The following is a 25,790-nucleotide window of genomic DNA, read 5'->3' as shown; positions in this document are numbered from 1 at the left end:
TATTTGACATAAATTGTTATGGCAATCTTTTTCTCATCAAGCCTTAGGAAGTGAAAGTATACAGGGGTATAATACAAATTAATATAATAATCTTATTGTTTCCCTCCTTGGAAAAAGAAAGAAAGACTCACCTATTTAACAAGTTTGTTCAACCACTCAAAGAGCTCGTTAAGTGCGTAGTCGCCGCTGTGAGGGCGGTTCCAAGGAAGTTTGAAATTTACATCTTTCCCCACATTCTGCAACTTCATCGCCAAATTGATAGGCACGGAAAAGGCGGTATCTCGGTCTCTCGCACCATGACGGATATACCAATGTTGCGCCACGGTCGACCGGTCGTCGCCGATGAAGTTCATAGGGTTCAGCAGTCTCGCGTTCTCTTTCACATTCTCAGAAATGGCTTTTCCCGTTTTAGAAGCCGCAAACTCCGTAAAATTAGCATTACTCCCGCTGGCATCTCCGAACTCGCCGTTCTCGCCACTTGCAGCAGCTCCGCCCACCATATAGCTGTCGAATGCTGGCACTCCCTTCAATGCAGTAACATTAGACACATAATTCAAGTACTTCGACATATCTAAATCGGTGATATACTCTCCTACTTGTTTCTTCCGTCCGGCCGACATCTTATTCCCTTTCATAGGCAAACTGGGCATTACACCACCGTTGAGCGGAGGCGTCCAACCGGCTTCATTGCTGAAACGGAAGCCGATACTGTCGGGAATATCCGCCCCTGCATCCTTGGCAAATTGCGCACTCTCAATAAGCAACTGTTTGATGTATGCGAGATAGTTGTCGGCCGTAAGCGGCGTACCATCGGGCTTATGCAGGGTAAGACTATTGACATAAGCGGGAAACAGCGCGGAAAGCTCCGCTGAAATCTGCTTTGCAATGATATTGGTAAGTGCTTGTCGGCTTGACGTGTTCCCATAAAGCCACTCATAAGCCATATCGGCATGCTCTAAATCCGTAATCGGACAAAAGCACACACTGGCAAACACATCGTCTCGAACCGGCGCCGCACCCATTTCAGCAAGATACTTTTCGTATGCCGGATTGTTGCCCGTGGCGCCTAACAGTGCCGACATAGCGCCGCCGGCGCTTGTGCCATCGGTAATTATCTTCTCGGCATCGCCCGGAATTTCTTTATCGAAATATCTCAAATACCTTACTGCCGCCTTCAGATCGAGCAATGCCTTCGGTGCACGCCCCGTATAAACGGTCTTCTTACCCCGCTTTACAGTGGAGTTACGCCCGCGACTTCCGGGTATTACAACCACATAACCCTCCTGCAAAGCCCGCCCCGTGGCATCGCCAGCCTGCGGATATCCTGCCTCGGAAGCCATATAACCGCCCACATAGGTGCGCATGAAAATGGGAGAAGACTGGGTGGCTCCCTCAGGTACGAAGATGTTGAGATACTGATAGGTGGAGTCTTCTACTTGGGTAACAAAATAGAGTTTCGTGTATGCGGTGTACTTCAACTGCTGCCCTTGCGGCATGGTAAGCTCTCCGGACAGCCCTTTACCGGCATCGAACGTCAACTTCGGTGCAACTTTCTTTGCTGTTACGGCACCCGATATGCACGCTGCAGCAACGACAAACATAATAATTCTTTTCTTCATATTTCCACTATATATAATTTCACCTTGCGGAACAATGTTTACGGCACCCGGATGCAATTTACATATCAGTACTGTTTTAGAACTTCACAGCGCGGATGATTCCACCATAACTTCTGTGAATAAGACGGCAAGAGCCCCTATTCGTTTAATGGTTAAGCCCTTATTTTAACATCTTTTTCTTATATTCAGATCACATGGTAAAAAGGTATTATTATACTGTATTGGGGACAGAAAATAAAATAATGGGAATTCAACGAACTATAGATATTTGTAAATTTAAGGATTAAAGGTAAATTGTAGTGTCGAGTTACAAAGAAATATAAACGGGAACCGCTCTGTTCACAGAATATAAAATAAACGGGAATTTGATGGATTCCCGTTTATTTAGTTTCGTTTTCAGCTCTGTTACAGACCTTTAATCCAGTCTTTTCAAAGTTTGAAAGACCATTCTTTCCTTTTATATAGAACTTAATAAGACACAAATTCGATGCACTTACGTTAAGTTAATATTGCACCACCTTAATATCTGCGAAATGGTCATTAACCCATACATATACATAAAGCGTACGTCTTTTCCCTGTATGATTGGGAGTGGCCATTAGTTCTAATTGTGTATCAATATATTTTCTACATTTCACAGTTAACCATTCATAAGCCACTTTCACTACTGAAGTGTCTATACCTGCTTCATCTCCGACGCCTTTACCGTTATAATCAGCGATTTCTATACCATAGTAACTGCTTGTTCCTGAACAAATTTTAGTTCCTCCTTCCCTTCCAAATGTCACTTTAGAAGGATAACCGAAATTATTTTCAGTATCACATGAAGCCAGCAGAAGCGGAACTAATAAAAACGCAATTAATATATTTCTTTTCATAATAATAATTGTTATATCGGTTTGGCATATCTTATTATACGCACATGATGGTTATATTTTATCTTTTCCTTGCCCATCCAAGGGTAATCGTTATCGTCAATCATCAGGGAAGTTAGCTACATATATCACATTGTCTACATCATTTGTCGCAGCTGTACGTGTAGCAATACAACTTCGTCATCTGAACTTTGACAAGCATTTACCCCCATCAACATTACCATCACGAACGATAGATTAAATAACGATTTTGTTTGCATAATAATATTTTATTAAAAAGGTAGAAATATCATTCGTTGCTACAAAAATAGAAAAATGTTCTTATAATCTTCAAAAATATTATAAAAAATTATACATATAAAAACGGATATCCGCAAATATTAACACAGCCTATTGGCGGAATTTATTCGGTGCATGCTTGACCTTCCCAACGAGTTTGCCATTAATAAAATGAATATATTGCAGCATTGTAAATGCATTAACTTTTTTATTCCGCCAACGGGTAGAAATAAAAAAAGAGAAAGACCGAAGCCTTTCTCTCATTATATTTTGCTTTGAATGCCTATAGAACCGCTTAATAATTCTGGGCTTCTATCTGGAAGAAGCTCTGCGGATGGTTACAAACGGGGCATACTTCAGGCGCTTTCTTGCCCACAACGATATGTCCGCAGTTGCGACATTGCCAGATACAAGAACCATCACGGGCAAAAACAACGGCGTCTTCGATGTTTTTCAGCAGTTTGCGATAGCGCTCTTCGTGGTGTTTCTCGATGGCACTCACGGTACGGAATTTCACAGCAAGCTCCGGAAATCCCTCTTCCATGGCATCTTTCGCCATCTGATCGTACATATCCGTCCACTCGTAGTTCTCACCATTGGCAGCTTCGAGCAGGCATCCGGGCGTAGAAGGTATATCGCCTTCGTGCAGAAACTTGAACCATAACTTGGCATGTTCTTTCTCGTTATGCGCCGTTTCCATAAAGATGTCGGCAATTTGTTCATAGCCTTCTTTCTTTGCTTTCGAGGCAAAGAACTGATACTTGGTGTGAGCTTGACTCTCGCCTGCAAAGGCTGTCTGAAGATTTTTCTCCGTCTTGGTTCCCTTCAACGCCTTCGGATCGAAAATCTTGAACTTGTCTGATTTAGCATGGCATACCGGACATTCTGCCGGAGCCTCCGTTCCATCGTAGATGTACCCACATACGGTACAGATAAATTTTCTTTTCATAATGCTTTGTATAAATTAAATAAAATCTCTGATATCCTTTCTTAATCCGGCAGTCGGGGATATTCACATATCCCTGTCCGTGCATTCGTAATACGCTCTGCCATAGTTTTACAAAGATAGGTATTTTAAGAAGAAATGCAAAATATATTTGTAATTATTTTCAAAACGGTAAGGTAATACCTTTTTTATATCAATTTCGGTATATTGCAAGGATATGTATATGGTACCACACCATACGCCATCTGCAAATTGAAATACTATCTATTACTATCAAACGATATTCCTACCGACTTTACACAGTATGCCTATCTGCGACAGATACGCCGTTTGCCTGCAACTGTCATCACAATGCCCTCCGACATTTTTCTCCAATATTCGCCGTATCGGAAAAAAGTTGTATCTTTACAGCCGCATAACAGTTTAACAAAATTATATGATGAAACGAATTATTCTGATGCTTACGGCCGCACTGATCGTGGCCGGAGCGACCGCACAGAGCAGTATTTACGACATAAAAGTAAAAGATGCCGACAACAAAGAGGTAAGTTTGAAACAATACGAGGGCAAGGTGTTGCTCATTGTGAACACGGCCACCAAGTGCGGATTTACGCCGCAATACAAAGAACTCGAGGCTCTATACGAGAAATATGGCGACCGCGGGTTGGTAATCCTCGACTTTCCCTGCAATCAGTTCGGCAATCAGGCACCCGGAACCTACAGGGAAATCCACCAATTCTGCACGGCTAATTTCGACATACAGTTTCCGCAGTTCCAGAAAATCGACGTCAACGGCCCCGAGGAGTCGCCTCTATACACGTTGCTCAAACAGAAACAGGGCTTTAAAGGGTTCGGCAATGGCCCGAAAGCGCAAGGCATGCACCGGATGTTGCTCGGTCAAGACAAGGATTATGCAACGAAGAGCAGCATTAAATGGAACTTCACCAAGTTCTTGGTAGACCGTAAAGGCAACGTAGTGCAGCGTTTCGAGCCTACGGAAAGCATTTCGGAAATAGAGAAAGCCGTCGAAAAACTGCTCTGACAATTACAACATTACGCTCTTATGGCATATACAATGACGCTGTTTAAAAACTGAACGGCGTCATTGTGTGTATCTTTTCGTTGTATAAATCGGCCGTTACGAGCTTCCCGCGCAGACTTCTTACCTGCGGGAAACCGAAAAAATAGTCATCCTGCGTGGTGTACCAACCGTAGTGTTTCAGTTCGGCTATACTGCGTATTCGGCGGTTCAGCACATTTACATAGCGCGGATTTACCACCGAAAGCATACTCCTGCCGTCGGTCAGAGCAATGGCCAGCACAAGATATCGCTTGGGCTTTCGTGCCTGTTCGGCCACCTGTTTGCCTTGCATCCGTGTGCTGACGCTGATATTCCACCCGTGTTTTCGATTCAGCGCCTCCATCATGCCGCGAAACACGGTGCCGTGGGGCGATGTATCGCGCAATCCGGTGTAGGCAATCGAGTAATGTATCATCTCATGAAGCAGCACATTCTGGTAATCGCGCTCGCTCATGTCGTAGTAATTGCTTAGGTGTATGGCGTAATCATAGAAGCGTTTGCGCCCGAAAGAAAATTGTCTTTTGCACGTCATGGAGCCTAGTCGGGTGCGTGAACGCGACAGAGAAAGGCGCGGCACGGGCAATCCGCCGCCAAAATACTCTCGGTTGAACTCCGCGAACCACCGCTCCATCCACTCTACGGTTATCTGCATAAATATCTTGTTGGTTTTATATTTATCCCACAAACAGAGTTTACAAAAAAGTCCACCGTTAAGGACGATGGACAAACCTAATGTTTTCACAACGGAATAATCCTTATTGTGATTTGCTAAAATTAGTAATACAAAAATACAGTTTTATTTGTATATCGGCAAAACATTTCCGAATATTTTTCATATTTTTGTAAAATAATACTAATATTATACCATCATGAAAAAAATACTCGGCCTTGATCTTGGCACCACAAGCATTGGGTGGGCTCTCGTCAATGAAAAAGAAAACAATGAAGAACAGTCGTCTATTATTCGTTTAGGTGTAAGGGTAAACCCTCTGACGGTAGATGAAAAGTCGAATTTCGAAAAGGGAAAAGATATTACTACCAATGCCGACCGCACGAAATGCCGCAGTGCACGGCGAAATCTGCAACGGTTTAAACTGCGGAGAGAGGCACTTGCCGACTGCCTGAAACGGCATGGACTGATGACAGACGAAACTCCTTTGTGCGAAACAAATAACAGCATAATATTTAAAACTTATAGTAACAGGGCCAAAGCCGTATGCGAGAAGATAGCTTTGGACGACTTTGTACGCGTGCTGTTCATGATCAATAAGAAGCGCGGATATAAGAGCAGTCGCAAATTGAATACGGATGACGAAGGCACACTGGTAGACGGTATGGACGTGGCCAAACTTCTCTATAACGAACAGATAACCCCGGGAGAGTATCTGCTGCGACTGTTCAAGAAAGGGAAAAAGACTCGTCCGGACTTCTACCTATCCGACTTGAAAGCCGAATTGGAACGCATTTGGGATTTTCAGCGCACATTCTATCCGGAAATTCTATGCGATGCATTGAAAGAAGACCTGAAAGGTAAGAGCCGCACACAGTCGTCGGCTATCTTTTATGCAAAGTATAAGGTGTCGACAGCCAAAATAGCCGGCAAAGACAAGCGCCTGCAGGAACTTACATGGCGCACGGATGCACTGCGCAAACAACTTACGATAGACGAAGTTGCATATGTAATCTGCAGCATCAATGGCGAGATAAACGGTTCGAGTCAACGCCTAAGCATGATCAGCGATCGCAGCAAATTGTTGTATTTCAACCATCAGACAATCGGGCAATATCTGATGCAGAGATTAGAAGAAAACCCGAATGCCGGACTCAAAAATATCATATTCTATCGACAAGACTACGAAGACGAATTCAATGATATATGGAATAGTCAGGCTACGTACCATAAAGAGCTGACACCGGAACTGAAAAAAGAACTAAAAGACATTATCTTTTACCAACGCGGGCTGAAGAGTTGTAAATGGCTTATTAACTATTGCGAGCTGGAACATGAGGAAATCGAGGTGAAGACACCCGAAGGAAAACTGCGCAAAATAACCATCGGAAGCAAAACATGCCCCAAATCTTCGCCGCTGTTTCAGGAGTTCAAGATATGGCAGGTATTGAATAATCTGCAAGTGAGTCCGCTGAATAGCCGAAGGAAAGCCAAAAGGAAAAAAGATGAGGAGCCGTCGTTGTTCTCGGATGAAGATATGAACACGGCGTGCAGATACCTGAACGAGGAAGAGAAACTGACGCTTTTTAAAGAGTTAAGCATCAAAAAAGAGCTCAAAAAGAAAGACGCTTTGAAACTCTTGTTTGAGAATTATAAAGAGTTAGACCTTAATTATAAAGTCATCAGCGGCAACGTTACAATGGCAAGTCTTTATAGGGCGTTTCAAGATATTATCAGTTTGACCGGAAACGGAGAGTTCGACTTCCAAGCCATGCCGGCAGAAGAAGCAGAGAAAACCGTAGAAGAAATTTTCGGTGGGCTTGGCTACAAGACGGCTTTCCTGCACTTCGATGCGAGCCTGCATGGTAAAGAATTCGAGAGGCAACCTGCTTATCGTTTGTGGCATTTGCTCTATTCGTATGCGGGAGACCAATCGAAAACCGGCATCGAAGCATTGGTAAAGAGAATTCAAGAGCTGTGCGGTTTCGAACCGGAATATGCCCGCATACTGGCCAATATATCGTTTATACCCGATTACGGTAACCTAAGTTCGAAAGCAATGCGCAAAATTCTTCCTTACATGCAGGACGGATATGAATACAGCGAAGCGTGTAGCAAGGCGGGATATAGACATTCTGCAAGTTCTCTGACGAAAGAAGAAATCAATAAGAAGACCTATAAGACACATTTAGACGAAATAAAACGTAACAGTTTGCGTAATCCGATTGTCGAAAAGATATTGAACCAAATGGTAAATGTCGTAAACTCTGTTATCGACACTTATGGCAGCATAGACGAAATAAGAATAGAAATGGCGCGCGAACTCAAAAAGAGCAAACCCGAAAGAGAAGATATGTCGTTTGCCATCAACAAAGCAACGAAAGAGACAGAACGCATAAAGGGAATACTCGAACAAGAGTTTAAAATACAACATGTTACGCGGAACGACATCATTCGTTACCGACTTTACGAAGAATTAAAGCCCAACGGATATAAGACTTTATACTCTAATACTTACATTCCACGTGAGGATTTATTCAGTAAAAAGTTCGATATCGAGCATATCATCCCCAAGGCAAGACTGTTCGACGATTCGTATTCAAACAAAACACTCGAACTTCGAGACATCAATATCGAGAAAGGTAACCAGACGGCATATGATTTTGTATTGTCGAAATATGGAGAAGAAGGTCTTTATAAGTATGAACAACGTGTAGAAGAGTTTAAGAAAAACAATGAACAAGCGGGCTCCAAATGCAGAAAGTTGCTTATGCGGGAAGCGGATATCCCGTCTGACTTTCTTAATAGAGACTTGAACGATTCGCAATATATCGCCAAAAAGGCACACGAGCTGTTGCGGGAAATCGTTCCTACAGTAACTGCTACTACCGGCTCTATCACCAACAGACTGCGCGAAGACTGGAAACTGGTGAATGTTATGAAAGAACTTAATTGGGAAAAATATGATAAATTAGGTTTGACAGAAGAATATAAAGACAAAGACGGGAATACTGTACGGCACATCAAAGATTGGACAAAACGAAACGATCATCGGCATCATGCTATGGATGCACTCACTATAGCATTTACCAAACCGAGCTTTATTCAGTATTTGAATAATCTGAATGCGCGGAGTAACAAAGGTGGTTCGATCTACGGAATAGAACAAAAAGAACTGGAAAGAGAGAACAACAAGCTTGTTTTTATTCCTCCTATCGATCCCAAGATATTCAGGAAACAGGCAAAAGAGCATTTAAGTAATATTCTTATTTCTATTAAAGCAAAAAATAAGGTCGTTACAAAGAATGTAAATAAGACGAAATCTAAGAGTGGTACCAATAGAAAAGTACAGCTCACTCCACGTGGGCAATTGCATCTTGAAACTGTATACGGCAAGATAAGAACCTACAAGACAGAAGAGATAAAAGTCGGCACAAAACTGACAGAAGAACTCATTGCGAAAGTTGCCGACAAGAAAATCAGGGAAGCGTTGATGCAAAGACTGTCCGAATACGGAGGCAATATAAAGAAAGCATTCCAAAATATATCGAAACACCCTATATGGTTGAATAGTTCGCATACAAAACATGTGCCCGAGAAAGTGAAAATCGTGTTCTTTGAAGATGTATTTACAATCAGAAAAGCTATCACACCGGATATTAAGATAGATAAGGTTATCAACTCTAAAATACGCAATATTCTTCAAGAAAGATTAAATGAATTCGGCGGTGAGGCAGCGAAAGCATTCTCCAATCTTGATCAAAATCCGATATGGTTCAATAAAGATAAAGGAATTGCAATTAAGAGTGTTAAGATACGAGGTATTGCAAATGGAACGGCGATCAGGGTGAAAAAGGATATTCATGGTAACACTATTATCGGAAATAATGGCTATCCTATACCGAACGATTATGTGAACACCGGTAATAATCATCATGTTGCTATCTTCCGAGATAGAGACGGAAATCTACAGGAACATATCGTTTCGTTTTATGAAGCAACGGCAAGAGCAATTCAAAACCTGCCGATTGTGGATAGAAATTATAACTCTGAAAAAGATTGGGAGTTTTTATTCTCTATGAAACAGAATGAATATTTTGTATTCCCTAACCCGAATACGGGGTTCAATCCACTTGAAATCGACCTTAGAAACGAAGAGAATTATGCATTGATAAGCCCAAATTTGTTTAGAGTTCAGAAGCTCAGTCATTATTATTATGTCTTTAGACATCATCTTGAAACGAATGTTGATACAAACCTTCAACTTAAAGATATAACGTGGAAACGTATAAAAGCAATAAATAATCTGACAGGTGTGGTTAAGGTACGTATCGATCATTTGGGAAGAATTGTAGATGTTGGCGAATATAAATAAATCTATTTCAGTATGATAAAGAAGACATTGTATTTCGGTAACCCTGCTTATCTGTCGTTACGAGATTCACAATTGATCATCAAGTTCCCCGAAATTGTGAGACCGGAGAATATTGCGGAAACGATAAAAACAGAATCTATCGTATCAAGACCTATAGAAGATATCGGTATTTTGGTGCTCGACAACAAACAGATAACGGTAACATCCGGCGTATTAGAAGCATTATTAGAGAATAACAGTGCAGTAATTACATGTGATTCTCGCTCTATGCCAGTAGGACTTTTGCTCCCTTTGTACGGAAACACGACGCAAAATGAACGATTTCGCCAACAACTTGAGGCTTCTTTACCGCTGAAGAAGCAGCTTTGGCAGCAAACCGTACAGTACAAAATCAATAATCAAGCGGCTATATTGGCACAGTGTACGGGACATATTCATAAGAATATGAGGGCTTGGATCAACGAAGTAAGAAGCGGGGATCCTGATAATATGGAAGCCAGAGCGGCAGCATATTATTGGAAAATTCTATTTGCAGACATAGAAGACTTTACCCGTGATCGCGACGGAATTCCTCCCAATAATTTTCTTAATTACGGATATGCCATTCTTAGAGCAACAATTGCACGCTCTTTAGTGGCAAGCGGCTTGCTGCCAACCTTAGGTATTCATCATCATAACCGATACAATGCCTATTGTTTGGCTGATGATATCATGGAACCTTATCGTCCATATGTTGACAAATTAGTCTATGATATTTTTCATGAGACGGGGAAAGAGGAATTAACAAAAGACATCAAATCAGGATTACTTACAATTCCTACACTGGATGTTGTTATTGGCAGAAAAAGAAGTCCGCTTATGATTGCTGCCGGTCAAACTGCAGCTTCGCTTAATAAATGCTTCAACGGAGAACTTCGTAAGATTTCTTATCCTGAAATAACACCATAATGGATAGACTTAGCGAATATAGAGTTATGTGGTTACTTGTTCTTTTTGATTTGCCGACAGATACAAAGAAAGACCTTCGGGCTTACACGCTTTTCAGGAAGAATCTAATAAAAGATGGCTTTACTATGTTTCAGTTCTCTATCTATGTGCGTCACTGTGCAAGTATGGAAAATGCAGAAGTACATAAAAAACGAGTAAAGTCATTCCTGCCTGAGTTTGGAAAAGTCGGCATAGTGTGCCTCACCGACAAACAATTCGGTAATATTGAATTATTTTTTGGCAGTAAGCCAATGCCTCCAAATGCCCCCGGTCAGCAACTGGAACTCTTTTAATACAAAAGCGAATTCCATATTTTAAATGGAATTCGCTCTCTAAGAAACATCACTTTTTCTTTTTCTAATATCGTTATAAAACATTGGACCACAAAATATTATGCATCTCCTGATGTTTCCAATATTGCAAAGATACTAATTTTAAAGCAAATCACAACCATCTATTTCTCGTATTGATACTATTGATGATGTTTCCAATATTGCAAAGATACTAATTTTAAAGCAAATCACAACAGAGTATAAGCAGTCTTTTGATAAAGTGTTGATGTTTCCAATATTGCAAAGATACTAATTTTAAAGCAAATCACAACCTTCTGTTGATGTACCTTATATATTATCTAGATGTTTCCAATATTGCAAAGATACTAATTTTAAAGCAAATCACAACACTGTTCATTTTGATCAGTTGTTGAAATCTGATGTTTCCAATATTGCAAAGATACTAATTTTAAAGCAAATCACAACGGCTAATGGTTTATGGTTGTATGCCTGACAGATGTTTCCAATATTGCAAAGATACTAATTTTAAAGCAAATCACAACTACAGTAGATAGATTATTTAAACAAGCATAGATGTTTCCAATATTGCAAAGATACTAATTTTAAAGCAAATCACAACAATTCACTTAAGGACGAGGAAAAATATATTGATGTTTCCAATATTGCAAAGATACTAATTTTAAAGCAAATCACAACTTCCTTCGCGTTATATTTCATCTCCTGAAGGATGTTTCCAATATTGCAAAGATACTAATTTTAAAGCAAATCACAACCAAACGTCGTGTCTTTGTCAACGCCGCTGAGATGTTTCCAATATTGCAAAGATACTAATTTTAAAGCAAATCACAACATAATCTCATCGGGCGACTTATTGAGTTCGGATGTTTCCAATATTGCAAAGATACTAATTTTAAAGCAAATCACAACTTAAGAGCTACAAAAGGCCCAACAAGATTCGATGTTTCCAATATTGCAAAGATACTAATTTTAAAGCAAATCACAACTTATTTTTATTAAATAATATGCGCCAAGTGGATGTTTCCAATATTGCAAAGATACTAATTTTAAAGCAAATCACAACACTGGTCATCCAGATAAGAATGGATATTTAGATGTTTCCAATATTGCAAAGATACTAATTTTAAAGCAAATCACAACTCTAAAGCCTTTAATAACGCCGTTCGGAATGATGTTTCCAATATTGCAAAGATACTAATTTTAAAGCAAATCACAACCAATGTATCTCTTGATGAATATGTTTGTTTGATGTTTCCAATATTGCAAAGATACTAATTTTAAAGCAAATCACAACTAATAAGGAGGATTAATTAAGCAAATCTTCGATGTTTCCAATATTGCAAAGATACTAATTTTAAAGCAAATCACAACTGTTAGCCAACTTGTAAGAGAAGAACAGTAGATGTTTCCAATATTGCAAAGATACTAATTTTAAAGCAAATCACAACTCGACAGGCTTACACTTGTCTGTCATAAAGATGTTTCCAATATTGCAAAGATACTAATTTTAAAGCAAATCACAACATTCCCCAAAATAAACATCACCATGCCGAAGATGTTTCCAATATTGCAAAGATACTAATTTTAAAGCAAATCACAACCAAGAATAATTATTTTATAATTTTATATTTGATGTTTCCAATATTGCAAAGATACTAATTTTAAAGCAAATCACAACCACTTTGTTTGTGCATACTTGATGTTGCTCGATGTTTCCAATATTGCAAAGATACTAATTTTAAAGCAAATCACAACGGTCAGTACAGCGGGGCAAGCTGTGTTTTTGATGTTTCCAATATTGCAAAGATACTAATTTTAAAGCAAATCACAACACACCGGGATAAATACCACGAAGTTCGTAAGATGTTTCCAATATTGCAAAGATACTAATTTTAAAGCAAATCACAACTGCTGATTTTCAATGGTTTTTTGCTGTGCGGATGTTTCCAATATTGCAAAGATACTAATTTTAAAGCAAATCACAACTGCGAGCTGTAATAAGCAGAATAAAAAGTAGATGTTTCCAATATTGCAAAGATACTAATTTTAAAGCAAATCACAACTGGTTTGAGTACTACTAATATGGCAGATGCGATGTTTCCAATATTGCAAAGATACTAATTTTAAAGCAAATCACAACTCCTCTATCGACGACATCTTCAGTAAAGCCGATGTTTCCAATATTGCAAAGATACTAATTTTAAAGCAAATCACAACTGTGCCGATTTAGCGGCTTTTTCGCCCTCTGATGTTTCCAATATTGCAAAGATACTAATTTTAAAGCAAATCACAACTCAGAAACACCGTATCTCCTTTTACATACCGATGTTTCCAATATTGCAAAGATACTAATTTTAAAGCAAATCACAACCCTGTTGTCTCGTTCTTTGGCAATGTTTCGATGTTTCCAATATTGCAAAGATACTAATTTTAAAGCAAATCACAACAAGTCACTATTTGCTATCATAGGTACATGTGATGTTTCCAATATTGCAAAGATACTAATTTTAAAGCAAATCACAACCCTGTTGTCTCGTTCTTTGGCAATGTTTCGATGTTTCCAATATTGCAAAGATACTAATTTTAAAGCAAATCACAACTGCCTTCGCGGCGGTTTACGTGGGAGGAGAGATGTTTCCAATATTGCAAAGATACTAATTTTAAAGCAAATCACAACTACGCCGGCTGCCAAGGCGTACATCTTCTGGATGTTTCCAATATTGCAAAGATACTAATTTTAAAGCAAATCACAACGAATTTCGTCAAATTGTCCCTTTGTTAATGATGTTTCCAATATTGCAAAGATACTAATTTTAAAGCAAATCACAACTGTCACATTGGAGGATATCGAGAACAAAATGATGTTTCCAATATTGCAAAGATACTAATTTTAAAGCAAATCACAACTTGTCTATGATGGTAACATAATTCGTACCAGATGTTTCCAATATTGCAAAGATACTAATTTTAAAGCAAATCACAACAACGCATCGACAAAGACTTTTTTCAGTCCTGATGTTTCCAATATTGCAAAGATACTAATTTTAAAGCAAATCACAACTGGTTACTTGTCGGGTATTCAAAATAGACAGATGTTTCCAATATTGCAAAGATACTAATTTTAAAGCAAATCACAACTTAAATGATTTGCGGTATTTCCATAATTGAGATGTTTCCAATATTGCAAAGATACTAATTTTAAAGCAAATCACAACACCTACACCCTTTACGGCATCGACAATTAGATGTTTCCAATATTGCAAAGATACTAATTTTAAAGCAAATCACAACCATATTTCAAAGTTTATTTATATCTTTGTTGATGTTTCCAATATTGCAAAGATACTAATTTTAAAGCAAATCACAACTGCTGGTGATAAATGTTACTTAGAAATTCGATGTTTCCAATATTGCAAAGATACTAATTTTAAAGCAAATCACAACTATGGAGCACATCGGCACCTCTCCTCTATGGATGTTTCCAATATTGCAAAGATACTAATTTTAAAGCAAATCACAACTAAAAAGGCAAGAAAAACAATGAGATTATTTCCGAATATTATGCAAATAGGTATCATTATCAGGATTGCCACAGGTCATCAAAAAGATATTCCAGCTAATAAGAGCTGCAACATACATCCATGCAGCAGTATCACCCCATTTTATAATTGCAAAGATAACAAGAAATATAGTAGATAGTAAAGATACCATCAACGCCATAAGTGCTAATATATCTTTAAACTTCTTCATAAACAGAATCTCTTTGTGTATACTACGAATATACAAATATAAAATTGGTATAAACAAATAATTTCGGCAAAAAATGTCCAAAGGCGTAAAATTTAACATAAAACTGAATATTGACGGAAAAGAGCAAGTTGTAACAGCCTCTACAAATGTCTAGAAGTTTGCCGAAGAGTTAGAACTGGCTCGTACGAAATCAACACGCCTTAGGAATGACTTATTGAAAAGTACCCAAGTCGGCGCTTCTTTTCAAAATGCATTCACTGAACTTCAACAGCTGACGGGAATAATGCAAAACTATACGGCCGCGAACGCCGAACAGGTACAGGCTGAAACGAAACTCGCCACTGTGATGCGGCAGCGTATGTCAGCAACAGATGCAGAAGTTGAGTCCGTAAAGAAACTCGCCAGCGCCCAGCAAGAATTGGGCGTCATAGGGGATGAGGTGCAGCTTGCTGGCGTGCAGCAACTTGCCACGTTCCTAAATCAAAAGGCCAGCATAGATACTCTATTGTCTGCAATGAATAACCTACTCGCGCAGCAAAAGGGACTTTCAGCCACGGGAGAAGATGCCGTTACGATTGGCAACTTGATGGGAAAAGCCATGCAAGGGCAGGCTTCGGCATTAAAGCGTGGCGGAATTACGTTCACAGATGCGCAGGAAAAAATCCTAAAATACGGCACAGAAAGCCAGCGTGCGGCTATGCTTGCCGCAGATAATCACCAATAATATTGGCTACATGAATGCCGGATCAGCCAAGACAGATGCTAAGAAAGCTAAGCAGACAGCAAATGCAATTGGTGATTTAAAGGAGCTACTGCAGAGATGAAAAAGGCCGAGACCGCAATGAGAGACTCCGCCACGGCCAATAACACCGAGACGGAGTCCGTTAAACAGGCAAGGGCTGCGCTTGAAATCAATATCGCTAAGTTAAAGGATTTCCACGGCACAAAACAGCAGGAGAAGAAAATCGTCGAGGAAATGAACGACATCTACGGCAAGACGATGGGATACTTTTCAAAGGTATCCGACCGGTACAATGCGCTTATCAAAAACAGCAAGGCATATTGTCGGCAGATGATTGCAGAGGCAAAAGCCCGTAATTTGGCAAATCAAATAGCACAAAAAGAGCAATAACAGCTTTACTTTTTAAAGATTTCATTCATTTCTGAGCAATGCCACAAGGTATTCCGACTGCGTACCGATACGGAACTTACCGCCCCAAATGCCTATGCCGCTCGTCACGAAATATTGCGTCCGCCCCTTTTGTAACGATCCATAAGCGTCTTCGTATATAGCATCTTCGATCCACGAGATGGGCCACACCTGCCCATAGTGCGTATGCCCGCTCAACTGAAAATCTGCACCTTGTCGCTCGGCATCCTCCAAATGATAAGGCTGATGGTCGAGCACGATAGTGTAACGTGAGCGGTCTACGGCTGCCATGAGGTCTTTTAACGATTTACGATGCACGTTGGTACGATCGTCGCGCCCCACGATATTAATGCCGTTAACCACAACCACACTGTCTACAAGCAGATGAATGCCAGCATCGTGATAGAACTTCTGTGCCTGTGTATTTCCCGCATAATACTCGTGATTGCCCAAGCAGGCGTAAACAGGTGCATTGAGCCGATGAAACTCTTGCGCCACATTCTCTTCTATGAGCGGGCGCATGTAACGGTCGATAATATCGCCCCCTATCAATATAAGGTCGGCATGTTCGGCATTAACCATATCAACCCACCGCATAAACTCCGCCCTGCGATTGTGATACCCGAGGTGCAGATCGCTCATCATCACTATCTTCATGGGTTTCGGCAGCGCTTTCTCTGTTTTCAGTACAATGGGCATGCGCACTTTATTACGATAATTAAGATTGCCGTACACGAAGATAATCGTGATGAGTACACCCACGAAAATGCTTCCGTGTACGCTGTTATGCAAGAACGAGGACGGCACAAGATGCACAAGCCGCCCCAAATCGAGCAGCAGAAACAGCATGACCATGTAAAAAAGGATAAAAAGCGACGACGTGCCCACCTCATATACGAAAGTGGCAACAGATATGTGCCAATTCTCGATATTGGCCAAAAATGAGACGAAAAGCAGTGCTACCGACAGCAGCATTACCCCCACAATCGTTACTTTATAAGGTATTGTCAACGGCAACAAGTGCCACACATGCCACAAAACATACGCTACCCCGACAAGAGGCAGTAGAAAAAACAGAATAGCCCAAATTTTCATAAGCGCAAAGTTACAGAGAATTTATTAAATAATCCTTGTTTCATACTCATTTAATTCATAAACCGTTATCGGAAAGTACCGCTATATAGTCGAACACTTACGCAGAACTCCTCCGTCAGTCATGCGGCAAAAGTACAATGAATAATCCCCACACCGACTAATCATTTTACAGATTATATGAATAGAATTACAGTTTAAGTCCGTCAGGCTGTCTGTTTGACGGTAACAGGAATGCCCAATAACAACGATACACATACCGAATAATACCGAGGCACCGACAATATAGTCTAATTACTTTTTAAGGAATCGACAATCGTACTACTTTCAAAAGAAACATTGCCGAAATCTATTTTTACATTAAAAACTCCGGAAAGTTTGACTCATTCTTAAACTTTGGGTATTTTTGCAAACAAGATACGTTTGCCCCGTTTAGCGTTTATTAACCTAACTCTTCGTAGATTGAATGCCAAGGCAGTGCTCGATAAAGCCGATAATCCTGTTACCGTGCTGAAAGAAAGCATAATCAGCAAAGAAACAACTCCCAGTTTTAAGAATAAAGACAAACGCTCGAAATTACTAAATATACACGCGGAAAAACGAAACGATGCACTTGTTTTGAAAACGGATGTGAGGTTTAACACCCCGAGCAGAGCGGCCGACTTCTGTTTAGAAAGAGCAGTAAACGGGAAGACGGAATGGCACGATAAAGACAAGCGTCTGCTATCGGTTTATCTGTAGGATAAATAAATAATAAAAGGTACATCCCTTTTCGGAGATGCACCTTTGACCTATTCTGTCTGAACAAAGTTCTTATTCTGCAGTTTCAACCTCTGCAGCACGGAAGTTTACAAGGTCTTCAGCGCAGAGGTTCTTGATATATGCATAATGACCTGTCACCTCTTCTTCGGCATGCCGCACAAACACGTTGGCACTCTTGGCAAAGAGTTCGGGCGAACGGGTTGCATCATCGAGAATAAGCAGCGACATTATGATGTCTGCCGTCATGTTGAACAGCCGACGGGCAACGAAGTCTTGCTTCTCCTGATTACCTTCTTCCTTCACTTCATTAAGCACTTCCTCGTACTGTTCTGCGAGTTTTGCCACGCGAGTCTGCAACGGTTTGAGGCTTTCTGCCACTTCATTGCCAAGCATTTCGCGGATGATACCGAGGTAAGTGCCATTGGTAATGTAGCGTATGGCGGCCACTACTTGCAGCTGCGTAGTACCCTCGTAGATAGAGAAGATACGCGCATCGCGGTAAAGACGCTGGCTCTTGTACTCCATGATGAAGCCTGAACCGCCGTGAATGGAGATGGCATCGTAGGCTGCCTGCGACGCATACTCGGAGTTCATACCCTTGGCAAGCGGCGTAAAAGCGTCGGCAAGACGGGTATATTTCTTGAGTTCGTCGCGTTCTTCGGCAGTGAGTTTGGTATCGCGCTGTATATCTTCGAGCGCTTTATAGATGTCTACGTAGCGTGCAGTCTGATAAAGAAGCGAACGACCAGCATCAAGTTTCGCCTTCATACGCGAGAGCATGTCGTAAACGGCGGGGAAGTTAATGATCTTCTGCCCGAACTGTGCGCGCTCTTTTGCATAAGCCAAAGCCTCGTTGTATGCCTCTTGTTCCACGCCAACGCTCTGTGCTGCAATGCCCAGACGGGCACCGTTCATGAGTGCCATCACGTATTTAATAAGCCCGAGGCGGGTATTTCCGCAGAGTTCAGCCTTGGCATTCTTATAGACAAGCTCGCAAGTAGGCGAGCCGTGGATACCGAGTTTATTCTCTATATGACGCACATCTACACCACCGTTACGCTTATCGTAGATGAACATCGACAGTCCACGCCCATCGTGCGTACCCTCTTCCGAACGTGCCAGCACAAGATGGATATCAGAGTCGCCGTTGGTAATAAAGCGCTTCACACCGTTCAGTCGCCAACAATTCTCTTTTTCGTCGAACGTTGCCTTTAACATAACGCGCTGCAAGTCCGATCCGGCATCGGGTTCTGTAAGGTCCATCGACATCGTTTCGCCTGCACAGATACGCGGAATATATTTCTGACGCTGTTCTTCATTGCCGAATTCGTAAAGCGTGTCGATGCACGATTGCAACGACCAGATATTCTGAAAACCCGAATCGGCGGCTGAAATCACCTCGGAAAGCATAGAGAACGTCGTATTAGGTAGGTTCAGGCCGCCATAACGGCGCGGCATCGAGATACCCCACAGCCCTGCCTTTCGCGTTGCGTCGAGGTTCTCAAATGTTTTTGAGGCATAAATCATGCGGTTATTCTCAAGGTGCGGTCCTTCCAGATCTACACTCTCCGAGTTGGGTTCTACTATGTTAGCAGCGATATCTCCCGCAATATCGAGGATGCGCTTATAGTTTTCGATGGCGTCCTCATAACTCACGGGAGCATCCTCAAACTTGTCTTTGTCAGCATAGTTGCGCTCTTTGAGGTCGACTATGCGTTTCATCAGCGGATGATTCAAATGAAATCCAATCTCCGGATGGTCTGTATAATAATTTGACATGATGTTTACTTGCTATTCTGTTTATAATATTTTATTAGCTTCGGTACCACCTCTTCCACCGTTCCGGTAATGATATAGTCGGCAATTTGGTTGATCGGAGCATCGGGATCGCTATTTACTGAGATGATAATACCCGCATCCTGCATGCCTGCGATGTGCTGAATTTGTCCGGAAATACCACAGGCGATGTAGACTTTCGGATGAACTGTTACGCCTGTCTGCCCGATCTGTCGGTCATGGTCTATCCAACCGGCATCCACGGCAGCACGGCTTGCACCCACTTCACCATGAAGTTCCTTCGCCAACTGGAAAAGTTGATCGAAACCTTCCTTACTCCCGACGCCATAACCGCCGGCAACAACAATGGCTGCACCCTTCAGATTGTTCTTTGCGGCCTCCACATGACGATCGATAACCTTCACTACATAGTCCACTGTAGGCACATACTTGGCCACTTCGGGATAGAGTACTTCACCTTTATAATTCTCGTCGATCACCTCACGCTGCATCACACCGCTGCGCACAGTAGCCATCTGCGGACGATGATCGGGGTTTACAATCGTTGCAACAATGTTACCTCCGAATGCCGGACGAATTTGATAAAGCAGATTTTCATAGTGTTTTCCTGCTTTCTTATCGTCATAGTCGCCAATTTCGAGCTGCGTACAGTCGGCTGTAAGACCGCTGGTAAGCGAAGAAGACACACGCGGTCCGAGGTCTCGACCGATAACCGTTGCCCCCATCAGGGCAATCTGCGGCTGCTCTTCCTTGAAGAGATTGACCAAGATATCCGTGTGAGGAGCTGATGTATAAGGGAAAAGTCCCTCGCCATCAAACACAAACAATTTGTCTACACCATAGGGAAGAATTTGCTTCTCAACCTTTCCTTTTATGCCGGTTCCTGCCACTACGGCATGAAGTTGCACTCCGAGTTGGTTGGCGAGCTTACGTCCTTTGGTGAGCAATTCCTGAGATACTTCGGCCACCTGTGTGCCTTCGATCTCGCAATATACAAATACGTTATTCATATTTCTAATGAGCAATGGGGCAACAAATGTCCCCTACCCTATAATCTTTTCATCCAACAATTCTTTTACCATACTCTCCACATCGGCATCAGAGCTTGTAAGCGTCTTGCTTTCCTTGGCTTGAAACACGATGTTCTGCACTGTTTTCACCTTTGTCGGTGAACCCGACAGTCCGCATTGTGCCGGATCGCCGTCTACATCTGCCACGCTCCACTGATTTAGCGTAAGATACGGACGCTCTTCATAGAGCGAACTCCAAGGCTCATCCCCCTTACGTTCCATCGGACATGTGGCATACTTGTACTTCATTACGAGCTTGGCATTGCAAGGACGTGCGGGGGCTGCACTGCCATTCACGGTAATAACCACCGGTAACGGAGCCTCAACGGTCTCCACACCTCCATCGATATGACGCCTTATAGTAGCCACACCGTTCTCTATCTTGAGTATTTCTTCGGCATAAGTTACTTGGTTCAAGCCCAATTTCTGAGCCACCTGCGGCCCCACCTGTGCCGTATCGCCGTCGATAGCCTGTCGGCCACCGATCACCACATCCACGTTTCCGATCTTCTTAATAGCAGTAGCTAAGGCATAAGAAGTAGCCAGCGTGTCGGCTCCGGCAAACAGACGGTCAGTGAGCAGCCACCCTGTATCAGCCCCGCGGTACAGTCCTTGGCGTATAATTTCACCAGCGCGTGGAGGTCCCATAGTGAGTACGCCAACGGTCGAGCCCGGGTTTTGCTCCTTTAAACGGAGAGCCTGTTCCAAAGCATTCAAGTCTTCAGGATTGAAGATTGCGGGAAGTGCAGCACGATTTACGGTACCTTCTGCCGTCATGGCATCCTTACCCACATTTCTTGTGTCAGGTACTTGCTTGGCAAGTACAACAATTTTCAAACTCATATAATACTAATAAATTGTGATAGTTGCATTTATACGATCTTTCGTTCCGGCCGGTCGACTCATCGAAATTATTATTTTCTATCGGCCGAAGCACCATAATCCAGCGTGCAAAATTAGTGCTTTTTTACTTGTCAGCCAAAGAAATATCTCTAAAAATGCACAAAACAAGGTTATATGTGCACAGAATAGATGTTTTGTGCAATACTTTCAATTTTAGCAAATAAATATAGCGACCAATATTAGCAATACAAGGTAAACGCAATACTCCTTCCAGTGAGAGGAGATGAAACGATATACGAGTTTAACGATATTAGACAAATTGACATTTTTATGCAAACATTTAATTCATAAATAAAGTTTCTTGCGGGCATAATACGTATGTTCTTGTTATTCTTATCACTTTACCATACCAGAAATAGACATTGATTATAAAACAATTACAGCGTCGTTAAAGCTGATTACATGACAGCAGGATTTAGCTTAAACACGGTTTCTCTCAACCTTACACCCCCTTTATAATAAGTATATGTATATCCTGTATCAACGATACAACATAGCTGAAATTGTACTAAGAAATAAAGATAAAGCAACTTACTGCGTAAAAAGCCGTTTTTTCTCCTTTCTTCTAAACAATGTAAAAAATGAGAAAATCTCTAAGAAAAAGTAAATGAATGCAAAAAACACTTTTGCTCTATAATGGAAATCGTTCTTTTATTGTAATAATATTGAAGGTAAATGCCAACTGCGAAGTCCGCATTTTCCATTTTTAGTAGTTATTTCTTTTATAACTCTCTATGAAATCCCGATCCATTTTCTTTACTCGTCGTGATGACGAGAACAGGATCGGGATTATTGTTTTCGTAGTATTAGAGCATTGAATTCATGAGAAAAAATATAATTTGTGCAGATTATAATAAAAAATGCAGATAATATTTAAATTATTTATTTTTGTATTTGAAGATTATTATTCGCAGAAATTTAATTGTATTTATACAAAAAATAATGGAAATGAAACAAAGATTATTTACAATGGTCGTTGAGTTGTACCGATTTTATTGCATGCCATAACGGTAACCTAATGTCGAGAACAGGAGACCAAGAGTAGTAGAGAGGCGGCAAATCCATATAGCTATTGTGTGAAAGAAAATGGCATCGCCATGACTTATTATATTCAGGAAATAGATATTGTCGTTAGTTTAAAAGCAGACTTTAAGCATCTGTTCAAGCGATTCCCTAAAATGGTAGAACATATCGATAGTAAGGAATTCTGTCTTAAAGAAATGAGAAAACTTCCATTTTCACTATTGGTGAAATTAGATACGATCCTTTCTAAAAAGCAGAATAGAACCGAAAAGCGTAGAAATGTATTCATTTCTACGCTTTCCGATTTAACATCTAAAACTCAACGGTTCTGGAACCATCGTTATTTGTGGTAATCGTTACCTTCGTTGCATCTGCAGGCAAGAGCTCTTCAATCAGCTCCGGCCATTCGATAAAACATAGATGTCCGCTGTAGAAATAATCCTCGTAACCCATATCGTACACCTCTTCGAGTTTTTTGATGCGGTAGAAATCGAAATGATAAATATGCTCGTTATTCTGAAGACAACTATATTCGTTGACGATGGCAAATGTAGGCGATGTGATTACATCGTCTACTCCCAAGCATTCGCATAAAGCTTTGATGAATGTAGTTTTGCCTGTACCCATTTTTCCATAAAAGGCGAAAACGGTTCCGTTGCCCTTGTGTTCAAGAAACAGCTTAGCTGCAGCATGAATGTTATCTAAAGATTTGATATTAATTTTCATATTGATAATTTTTATATGTTATATTAAAGTGTTGAGCAGGTATATAACCAATGCGATGACTAAGAAAACAAAACTTGCGGAAAGATAGATATGCGCACTCCTCGGTTTAGATTTATAAAAAAGCAACATGCATAAGATACCGACCGGTGGTCCGAACAATAAGCACACTATAAGTAGTATCCATGATATTTTGTCTTGCTCGGCAATTGTGATCGCCTTTATATCGTCGTGACGTAAAAAGTGCATCGCAATCTTATTTTTCACTTCCATATCACTCGTATTATAAAAGGTGTAATAGGTATGCTCTTTACTTATAATTTTGGCATAACTACGGTATAGAAAAACTTGTGTAATATTCTGCCACGGCGTTTCGTACACTATTTCTGCCGGTCTTACCCATTCGTAAATCAACGATACGCCTTTGTCGGAGAGCTTTATTGCAGGGAATTTCTCTTTTGAACAGTTAAATTGCCACGATAACCTGACGAGTTTAAAGATACATATGAAAAGAGTTATGAGCAGTGCTATCAGCCCTACGGCGACATGTATGGTACTCCCACCCAATACACCTATAAAGGCGAAAAGCGTTCGAAAGTGCATATCTTTGGGATTGAAAAAGATCAATTTGAGATATATCCACAAACTATCGGGATAAGGACAAACGATTGTTTTATTTATCTCTCTCTGCAACGGCAACGGGATACACGAACGACGTATGCTGATGATACGCCACACGAGGTCTATCAATGTAACGAAAATCAGCAATTCTATGATTACTGCAAAGAAAACGATAAGAGTATTCGATGTCATCAGTTTTGTTTATCTCTTTCTCGGCGTAACTGTTATCAACGGAATGAGCATTTCTTCCATACTGATACCGCCGTGCTGGAAAGTGTCTTTGTAGTAAGAAACGTAATAGTTGTAGTTGTTCGGGTAAGCAAAGAACATATCGCCCGAGGCGAATACATACGATGTACTGAGATTGGGTGCCGGCAGTTGCGCTTTCTTTGGTTCCTTAATAGTAAAGACATCTTTAGAATCGTAGTTGAGATTTTTGCCCAATTTATATCTTAGGTTGGTATTAGTGTTACGGTCGCCTATAATCTTGATGGGCTTAGATACTCTGATGCTGCCATGATCAGTGGTAATAATAATTTTGTAGTCGGATTGTGAAAGTTGTTTAAAAAGTTCCGACAGCACGGAATGACGGAACCAACTGAGCGTAATGCTACGATAGGCAGATTCGTTATTAGCCAGCTCGCGTACCATTTTAGATTCTGTACGTGCATGAGAGAGCATGTCTATAAAATTGATCACCAATACATTCAGATCATTTTTTTGTAAGGTATTCAGTTTTTCCATGAACTTTTCGGCCCCCGTAGAATCGTTGACTTTGTGATAACTATAAGTATCATGACGCCTGAAACGCTCTATCTGCGTTTGTATAAGTGGGCCCTCGTTGAGATTTTTACCTTCTTCTTCATCTTCGTCAACCCACAGGTCAGAAAACATCTCTGCTATTTTATTCGGCATCAATCCGCTAAAGATGGCATTACGAGCATATTGGGTTGCAGTGGGAAGAATACTCATGTAGATATCTTCTTCGATATCGAACATATCGCCAATTTCCTGTGCAAGCATTCTCCACTGGTCGTAGCGAAAGTTGTCGATAACGATGAGAAAGACCTTATTACCGGCATTGAGCAATGGAAAAATCTTCTTCTTAAAGATGTCGGGACTCATTAAAGGACGCTCTTGTGTCGCCTCATCTACCCAATCCAAATAATTATGTTTGATATATTTGGCAAATCCATTGTTGGCTTCTTCTTTTTGCATCTTAAGCATTTCGGTCATATTGCTGTCGGTAGAACTAAGTTCGAGTTCCCAATGCACAAGACGTTTATACACATCTACCCAATCTTGAAAAGATCGACAGGTCATTATTTTCGTTGCAATATCTTGAAAATTCTGTTGATAACCGCTTTGTGTAACCTCCGTAACTATCTCCTTACGATGGATATTTTTCTTTAATGTAAGCAGAATTTGGTTAGGGTTGACGGGTTTAATCAGGTAATCGGCTATTTTAGAACCAATAGCCTGATCCATAATATTCTCTTCCTCGCTCTTGGTAACCATTACCACGGGCGTCGCCGGACTGATTTCTTTAATGCGCTGCAACGTCTCCAATCCGGAGAGGCCGGGCATCATCTCGTCTAATAGAACGAGGTCATAAGTGCGTTGCATACACTGTTCAATGGCATCAGTCCCATTGCTTACCGTCGTTACATCGTATCCCTTCTTCTCTAAAAAGATAATATGACTTTTCAAGAGTTCTATCTCATCGTCTACCCAAAGTAATAATCCGTTGCTCATA

General features: G+C 40.9%; 19 protein-coding genes and 1 CRISPR repeat array. Of the genes, 7 read left to right on the top strand and 12 right to left on the bottom strand.

Annotated elements, in window-relative coordinates; genetic code table 11:
* Window positions 1-131 precede the first annotated feature (131 nt).
* The 3 genes from BN3912_RS08745 to rbr all read right to left on the bottom strand — a co-directional run bounded on the left by BN3912_RS08745 (window position 132) and on the right by rbr (window position 3,722).
* Entirely contained in the window at window positions 132-1,619 is a 1,488-nt protein-coding gene (locus BN3912_RS08745; RefSeq protein WP_036859214.1) for a subtype B tannase, read from the bottom strand.
* A gap of 503 nt (window positions 1,620-2,122) precedes the next feature.
* The gene (locus BN3912_RS08740) at window positions 2,123-2,497 is read right to left on the bottom strand and encodes a hypothetical protein (protein WP_023983660.1); all 375 of its coding nucleotides are present in this window, start codon (window positions 2,495-2,497) and stop codon (window positions 2,123-2,125) included.
* A gap of 571 nt (window positions 2,498-3,068) precedes the next feature.
* Window positions 3,069-3,722 (bottom strand): rubrerythrin, encoded by a 654-nt coding sequence (gene rbr / locus BN3912_RS08735; protein ID WP_023983663.1) that lies wholly within the window; start codon window positions 3,720-3,722, stop codon window positions 3,069-3,071.
* A gap of 436 nt (window positions 3,723-4,158) precedes the next feature.
* Between rbr and BN3912_RS08730 the strand changes: the two genes are divergently transcribed.
* On the top strand, window positions 4,159-4,761 hold the full coding sequence (locus BN3912_RS08730; protein ID WP_023983664.1) for a glutathione peroxidase: 603 nt from the start codon (window positions 4,159-4,161) through the stop codon (window positions 4,759-4,761).
* A 43-nt stretch (window positions 4,762-4,804) separates the two neighbouring features.
* On the opposite strand, the gene BN3912_RS08725 is transcribed toward BN3912_RS08730, so the two are convergent.
* Window positions 4,805-5,452, bottom strand: coding sequence for a SprT-like domain-containing protein (locus BN3912_RS08725; protein WP_023983665.1), 648 nt, complete (start codon window positions 5,450-5,452; stop codon window positions 4,805-4,807).
* Window positions 5,453-5,669: 217 nt separating this feature from the next.
* Between BN3912_RS08725 and cas9 the strand changes: the two genes are divergently transcribed.
* From cas9 to cas2, 3 genes are read left to right on the top strand one after another with little or no spacing between them, the layout of a single operon-like run.
* On the top strand, window positions 5,670-9,845 hold the full coding sequence (cas9, locus tag BN3912_RS08720; RefSeq protein ID WP_023983666.1) for a type II CRISPR RNA-guided endonuclease Cas9: 4,176 nt from the start codon (window positions 5,670-5,672) through the stop codon (window positions 9,843-9,845).
* Between the two features lie 12 nt (window positions 9,846-9,857).
* Window positions 9,858-10,793, top strand: a complete 936-nt coding sequence (cas1, locus tag BN3912_RS08715) for a type II CRISPR-associated endonuclease Cas1 (protein ID WP_023983667.1) — start codon at window positions 9,858-9,860, stop codon at window positions 10,791-10,793.
* On the top strand, window positions 10,793-11,125 hold the full coding sequence (cas2, locus tag BN3912_RS08710; protein WP_023983668.1) for a CRISPR-associated endonuclease Cas2: 333 nt from the start codon (window positions 10,793-10,795) through the stop codon (window positions 11,123-11,125). Before cas1 ends, cas2 begins: the two co-directional genes overlap by 1 nt.
* Window positions 11,126-11,236: 111 nt before the next feature.
* Window positions 11,237-14,664: direct repeats of the CRISPR family, unit length 47 nt; unit sequence GATGTTTCCAATATTGCAAAGATACTAATTTTAAAGCAAATCACAAC.
* Between the two features lie 25 nt (window positions 14,665-14,689).
* Here cas2 and BN3912_RS08705 read toward each other — a convergent pair.
* Window positions 14,690-14,893 carry a hypothetical protein gene (locus BN3912_RS08705; RefSeq protein WP_023983669.1) on the bottom strand — a complete coding sequence of 68 codons (204 nt, stop codon included), beginning with the start codon at window positions 14,891-14,893 and terminating at the stop codon, window positions 14,690-14,692.
* Window positions 14,894-15,251: 358 nt separating this feature from the next.
* Here BN3912_RS08705 and BN3912_RS08700 point away from each other — a divergent pair, with 358 nt between their 5' ends.
* Both BN3912_RS08700 and BN3912_RS12000 read left to right on the top strand, forming a co-directional pair.
* Window positions 15,252-15,617, top strand: coding sequence for a hypothetical protein (locus BN3912_RS08700; RefSeq protein ID WP_154665152.1), 366 nt, complete (start codon window positions 15,252-15,254; stop codon window positions 15,615-15,617).
* A gap of 96 nt (window positions 15,618-15,713) precedes the next feature.
* Window positions 15,714-16,025 carry a hypothetical protein gene (locus BN3912_RS12000; protein ID WP_023983671.1) on the top strand — a complete coding sequence of 104 codons (312 nt, stop codon included), beginning with the start codon at window positions 15,714-15,716 and terminating at the stop codon, window positions 16,023-16,025.
* Between the two features lie 21 nt (window positions 16,026-16,046).
* Here the strand turns inward: BN3912_RS12000 and BN3912_RS08695 are convergent, their stop codons facing one another.
* Window positions 16,047-17,138, bottom strand: coding sequence for a metallophosphoesterase (locus BN3912_RS08695; protein WP_023983672.1), 1,092 nt, complete (start codon window positions 17,136-17,138; stop codon window positions 16,047-16,049).
* A gap of 393 nt (window positions 17,139-17,531) precedes the next feature.
* Between BN3912_RS08695 and BN3912_RS08690 the strand changes: the two genes are divergently transcribed.
* The gene (locus BN3912_RS08690; RefSeq protein WP_023983673.1) at window positions 17,532-17,876 is read left to right on the top strand and encodes a DUF4357 domain-containing protein; all 345 of its coding nucleotides are present in this window, start codon (window positions 17,532-17,534) and stop codon (window positions 17,874-17,876) included.
* Between the two features lie 72 nt (window positions 17,877-17,948).
* On the opposite strand, the gene BN3912_RS08685 is transcribed toward BN3912_RS08690, so the two are convergent.
* From BN3912_RS08685 to porX, 6 genes are all read right to left on the bottom strand, one after another.
* Window positions 17,949-19,676 carry an acyl-CoA dehydrogenase family protein gene (locus tag BN3912_RS08685; protein ID WP_023983674.1) on the bottom strand — a complete coding sequence of 576 codons (1,728 nt, stop codon included), beginning with the start codon at window positions 19,674-19,676 and terminating at the stop codon, window positions 17,949-17,951.
* 5 nt (window positions 19,677-19,681) lie between these two features.
* The gene (locus BN3912_RS08680) at window positions 19,682-20,704 is read right to left on the bottom strand and encodes an electron transfer flavoprotein subunit alpha/FixB family protein (protein ID WP_023983675.1); all 1,023 of its coding nucleotides are present in this window, start codon (window positions 20,702-20,704) and stop codon (window positions 19,682-19,684) included.
* A 33-nt stretch (window positions 20,705-20,737) separates the two neighbouring features.
* Window positions 20,738-21,607 carry an electron transfer flavoprotein subunit beta/FixA family protein gene (locus tag BN3912_RS08675; RefSeq protein WP_023983676.1) on the bottom strand — a complete coding sequence of 290 codons (870 nt, stop codon included), beginning with the start codon at window positions 21,605-21,607 and terminating at the stop codon, window positions 20,738-20,740.
* 1,395 nt (window positions 21,608-23,002) lie between these two features.
* Window positions 23,003-23,416: a tRNA (adenosine(37)-N6)-threonylcarbamoyltransferase complex ATPase subunit type 1 TsaE gene (tsaE, locus tag BN3912_RS08670; RefSeq protein WP_004369774.1), complete on the bottom strand. Its 414-nt coding sequence runs from the start codon at window positions 23,414-23,416 to the stop codon at window positions 23,003-23,005.
* 18 nt (window positions 23,417-23,434) lie between these two features.
* Entirely contained in the window at window positions 23,435-24,226 is a 792-nt protein-coding gene (locus BN3912_RS08665; RefSeq protein ID WP_023983680.1) for a hypothetical protein, read from the bottom strand.
* A 9-nt stretch (window positions 24,227-24,235) separates the two neighbouring features.
* The gene (porX, locus tag BN3912_RS08660) at window positions 24,236-25,789 is read right to left on the bottom strand and encodes a T9SS response regulator signal transducer PorX (RefSeq protein ID WP_023983681.1); all 1,554 of its coding nucleotides are present in this window, start codon (window positions 25,787-25,789) and stop codon (window positions 24,236-24,238) included.
* Window position 25,790 lies beyond the last annotated feature (1 nt).

The organism is Prevotella phocaeensis, from assembly GCF_900065875.1.
Classification (GTDB): Bacteria; Bacteroidota; Bacteroidia; order Bacteroidales; family Bacteroidaceae; genus Prevotella; species Prevotella phocaeensis.
The sequence above is the reverse complement of the archived record's forward strand: the minus strand, read 5'-3'. Positions and strand labels throughout refer to the sequence as shown.

Excerpts from the sequence above, each read along its gene's own strand:
- BN3912_RS08695 (WP_023983672.1), bottom strand. The coding sequence starts at position 17,138 with ATGAAAATTTGGGCTATTCTGTTTTTTCTACTGCCTCTTGTCGGGGTA.
- BN3912_RS08740 (WP_023983660.1), bottom strand. The coding sequence starts at position 2,497 with ATGAAAAGAAATATATTAATTGCGTTTTTATTAGTTCCGCTTCTGCTG.
- BN3912_RS08685 (WP_023983674.1), bottom strand. The coding sequence starts at position 19,676 with ATGTCAAATTATTATACAGACCATCCGGAGATTGGATTTCATTTGAAT.
- BN3912_RS08700 (WP_154665152.1), top strand. The coding sequence starts at position 15,252 with ATGTCAGCAACAGATGCAGAAGTTGAGTCCGTAAAGAAACTCGCCAGC.
- cas9 (WP_023983666.1), top strand. The coding sequence starts at position 5,670 with ATGAAAAAAATACTCGGCCTTGATCTTGGCACCACAAGCATTGGGTGG.
- BN3912_RS12000 (WP_023983671.1), top strand. The coding sequence starts at position 15,714 with ATGAAAAAGGCCGAGACCGCAATGAGAGACTCCGCCACGGCCAATAAC.
- BN3912_RS08675 (WP_023983676.1), bottom strand. The coding sequence starts at position 21,607 with ATGAGTTTGAAAATTGTTGTACTTGCCAAGCAAGTACCTGACACAAGA.
- BN3912_RS08725 (WP_023983665.1), bottom strand. The coding sequence starts at position 5,452 with ATGCAGATAACCGTAGAGTGGATGGAGCGGTGGTTCGCGGAGTTCAAC.
- BN3912_RS08680 (WP_023983675.1), bottom strand. The coding sequence starts at position 20,704 with ATGAATAACGTATTTGTATATTGCGAGATCGAAGGCACACAGGTGGCC.
- porX (WP_023983681.1), bottom strand. The coding sequence starts at position 25,789 with ATGAGCAACGGATTATTACTTTGGGTAGACGATGAGATAGAACTCTTG.
- BN3912_RS08745 (WP_036859214.1), bottom strand. The coding sequence starts at position 1,619 with ATGAAGAAAAGAATTATTATGTTTGTCGTTGCTGCAGCGTGCATATCG.
- cas2 (WP_023983668.1), top strand. The coding sequence starts at position 10,793 with ATGGATAGACTTAGCGAATATAGAGTTATGTGGTTACTTGTTCTTTTT.
- BN3912_RS08705 (WP_023983669.1), bottom strand. The coding sequence starts at position 14,893 with ATGAAGAAGTTTAAAGATATATTAGCACTTATGGCGTTGATGGTATCT.
- BN3912_RS08730 (WP_023983664.1), top strand. The coding sequence starts at position 4,159 with ATGAAACGAATTATTCTGATGCTTACGGCCGCACTGATCGTGGCCGGA.
- cas1 (WP_023983667.1), top strand. The coding sequence starts at position 9,858 with ATGATAAAGAAGACATTGTATTTCGGTAACCCTGCTTATCTGTCGTTA.
- rbr (WP_023983663.1), bottom strand. The coding sequence starts at position 3,722 with ATGAAAAGAAAATTTATCTGTACCGTATGTGGGTACATCTACGATGGA.
- tsaE (WP_004369774.1), bottom strand. The coding sequence starts at position 23,416 with ATGAAAATTAATATCAAATCTTTAGATAACATTCATGCTGCAGCTAAG.
- BN3912_RS08665 (WP_023983680.1), bottom strand. The coding sequence starts at position 24,226 with ATGACATCGAATACTCTTATCGTTTTCTTTGCAGTAATCATAGAATTG.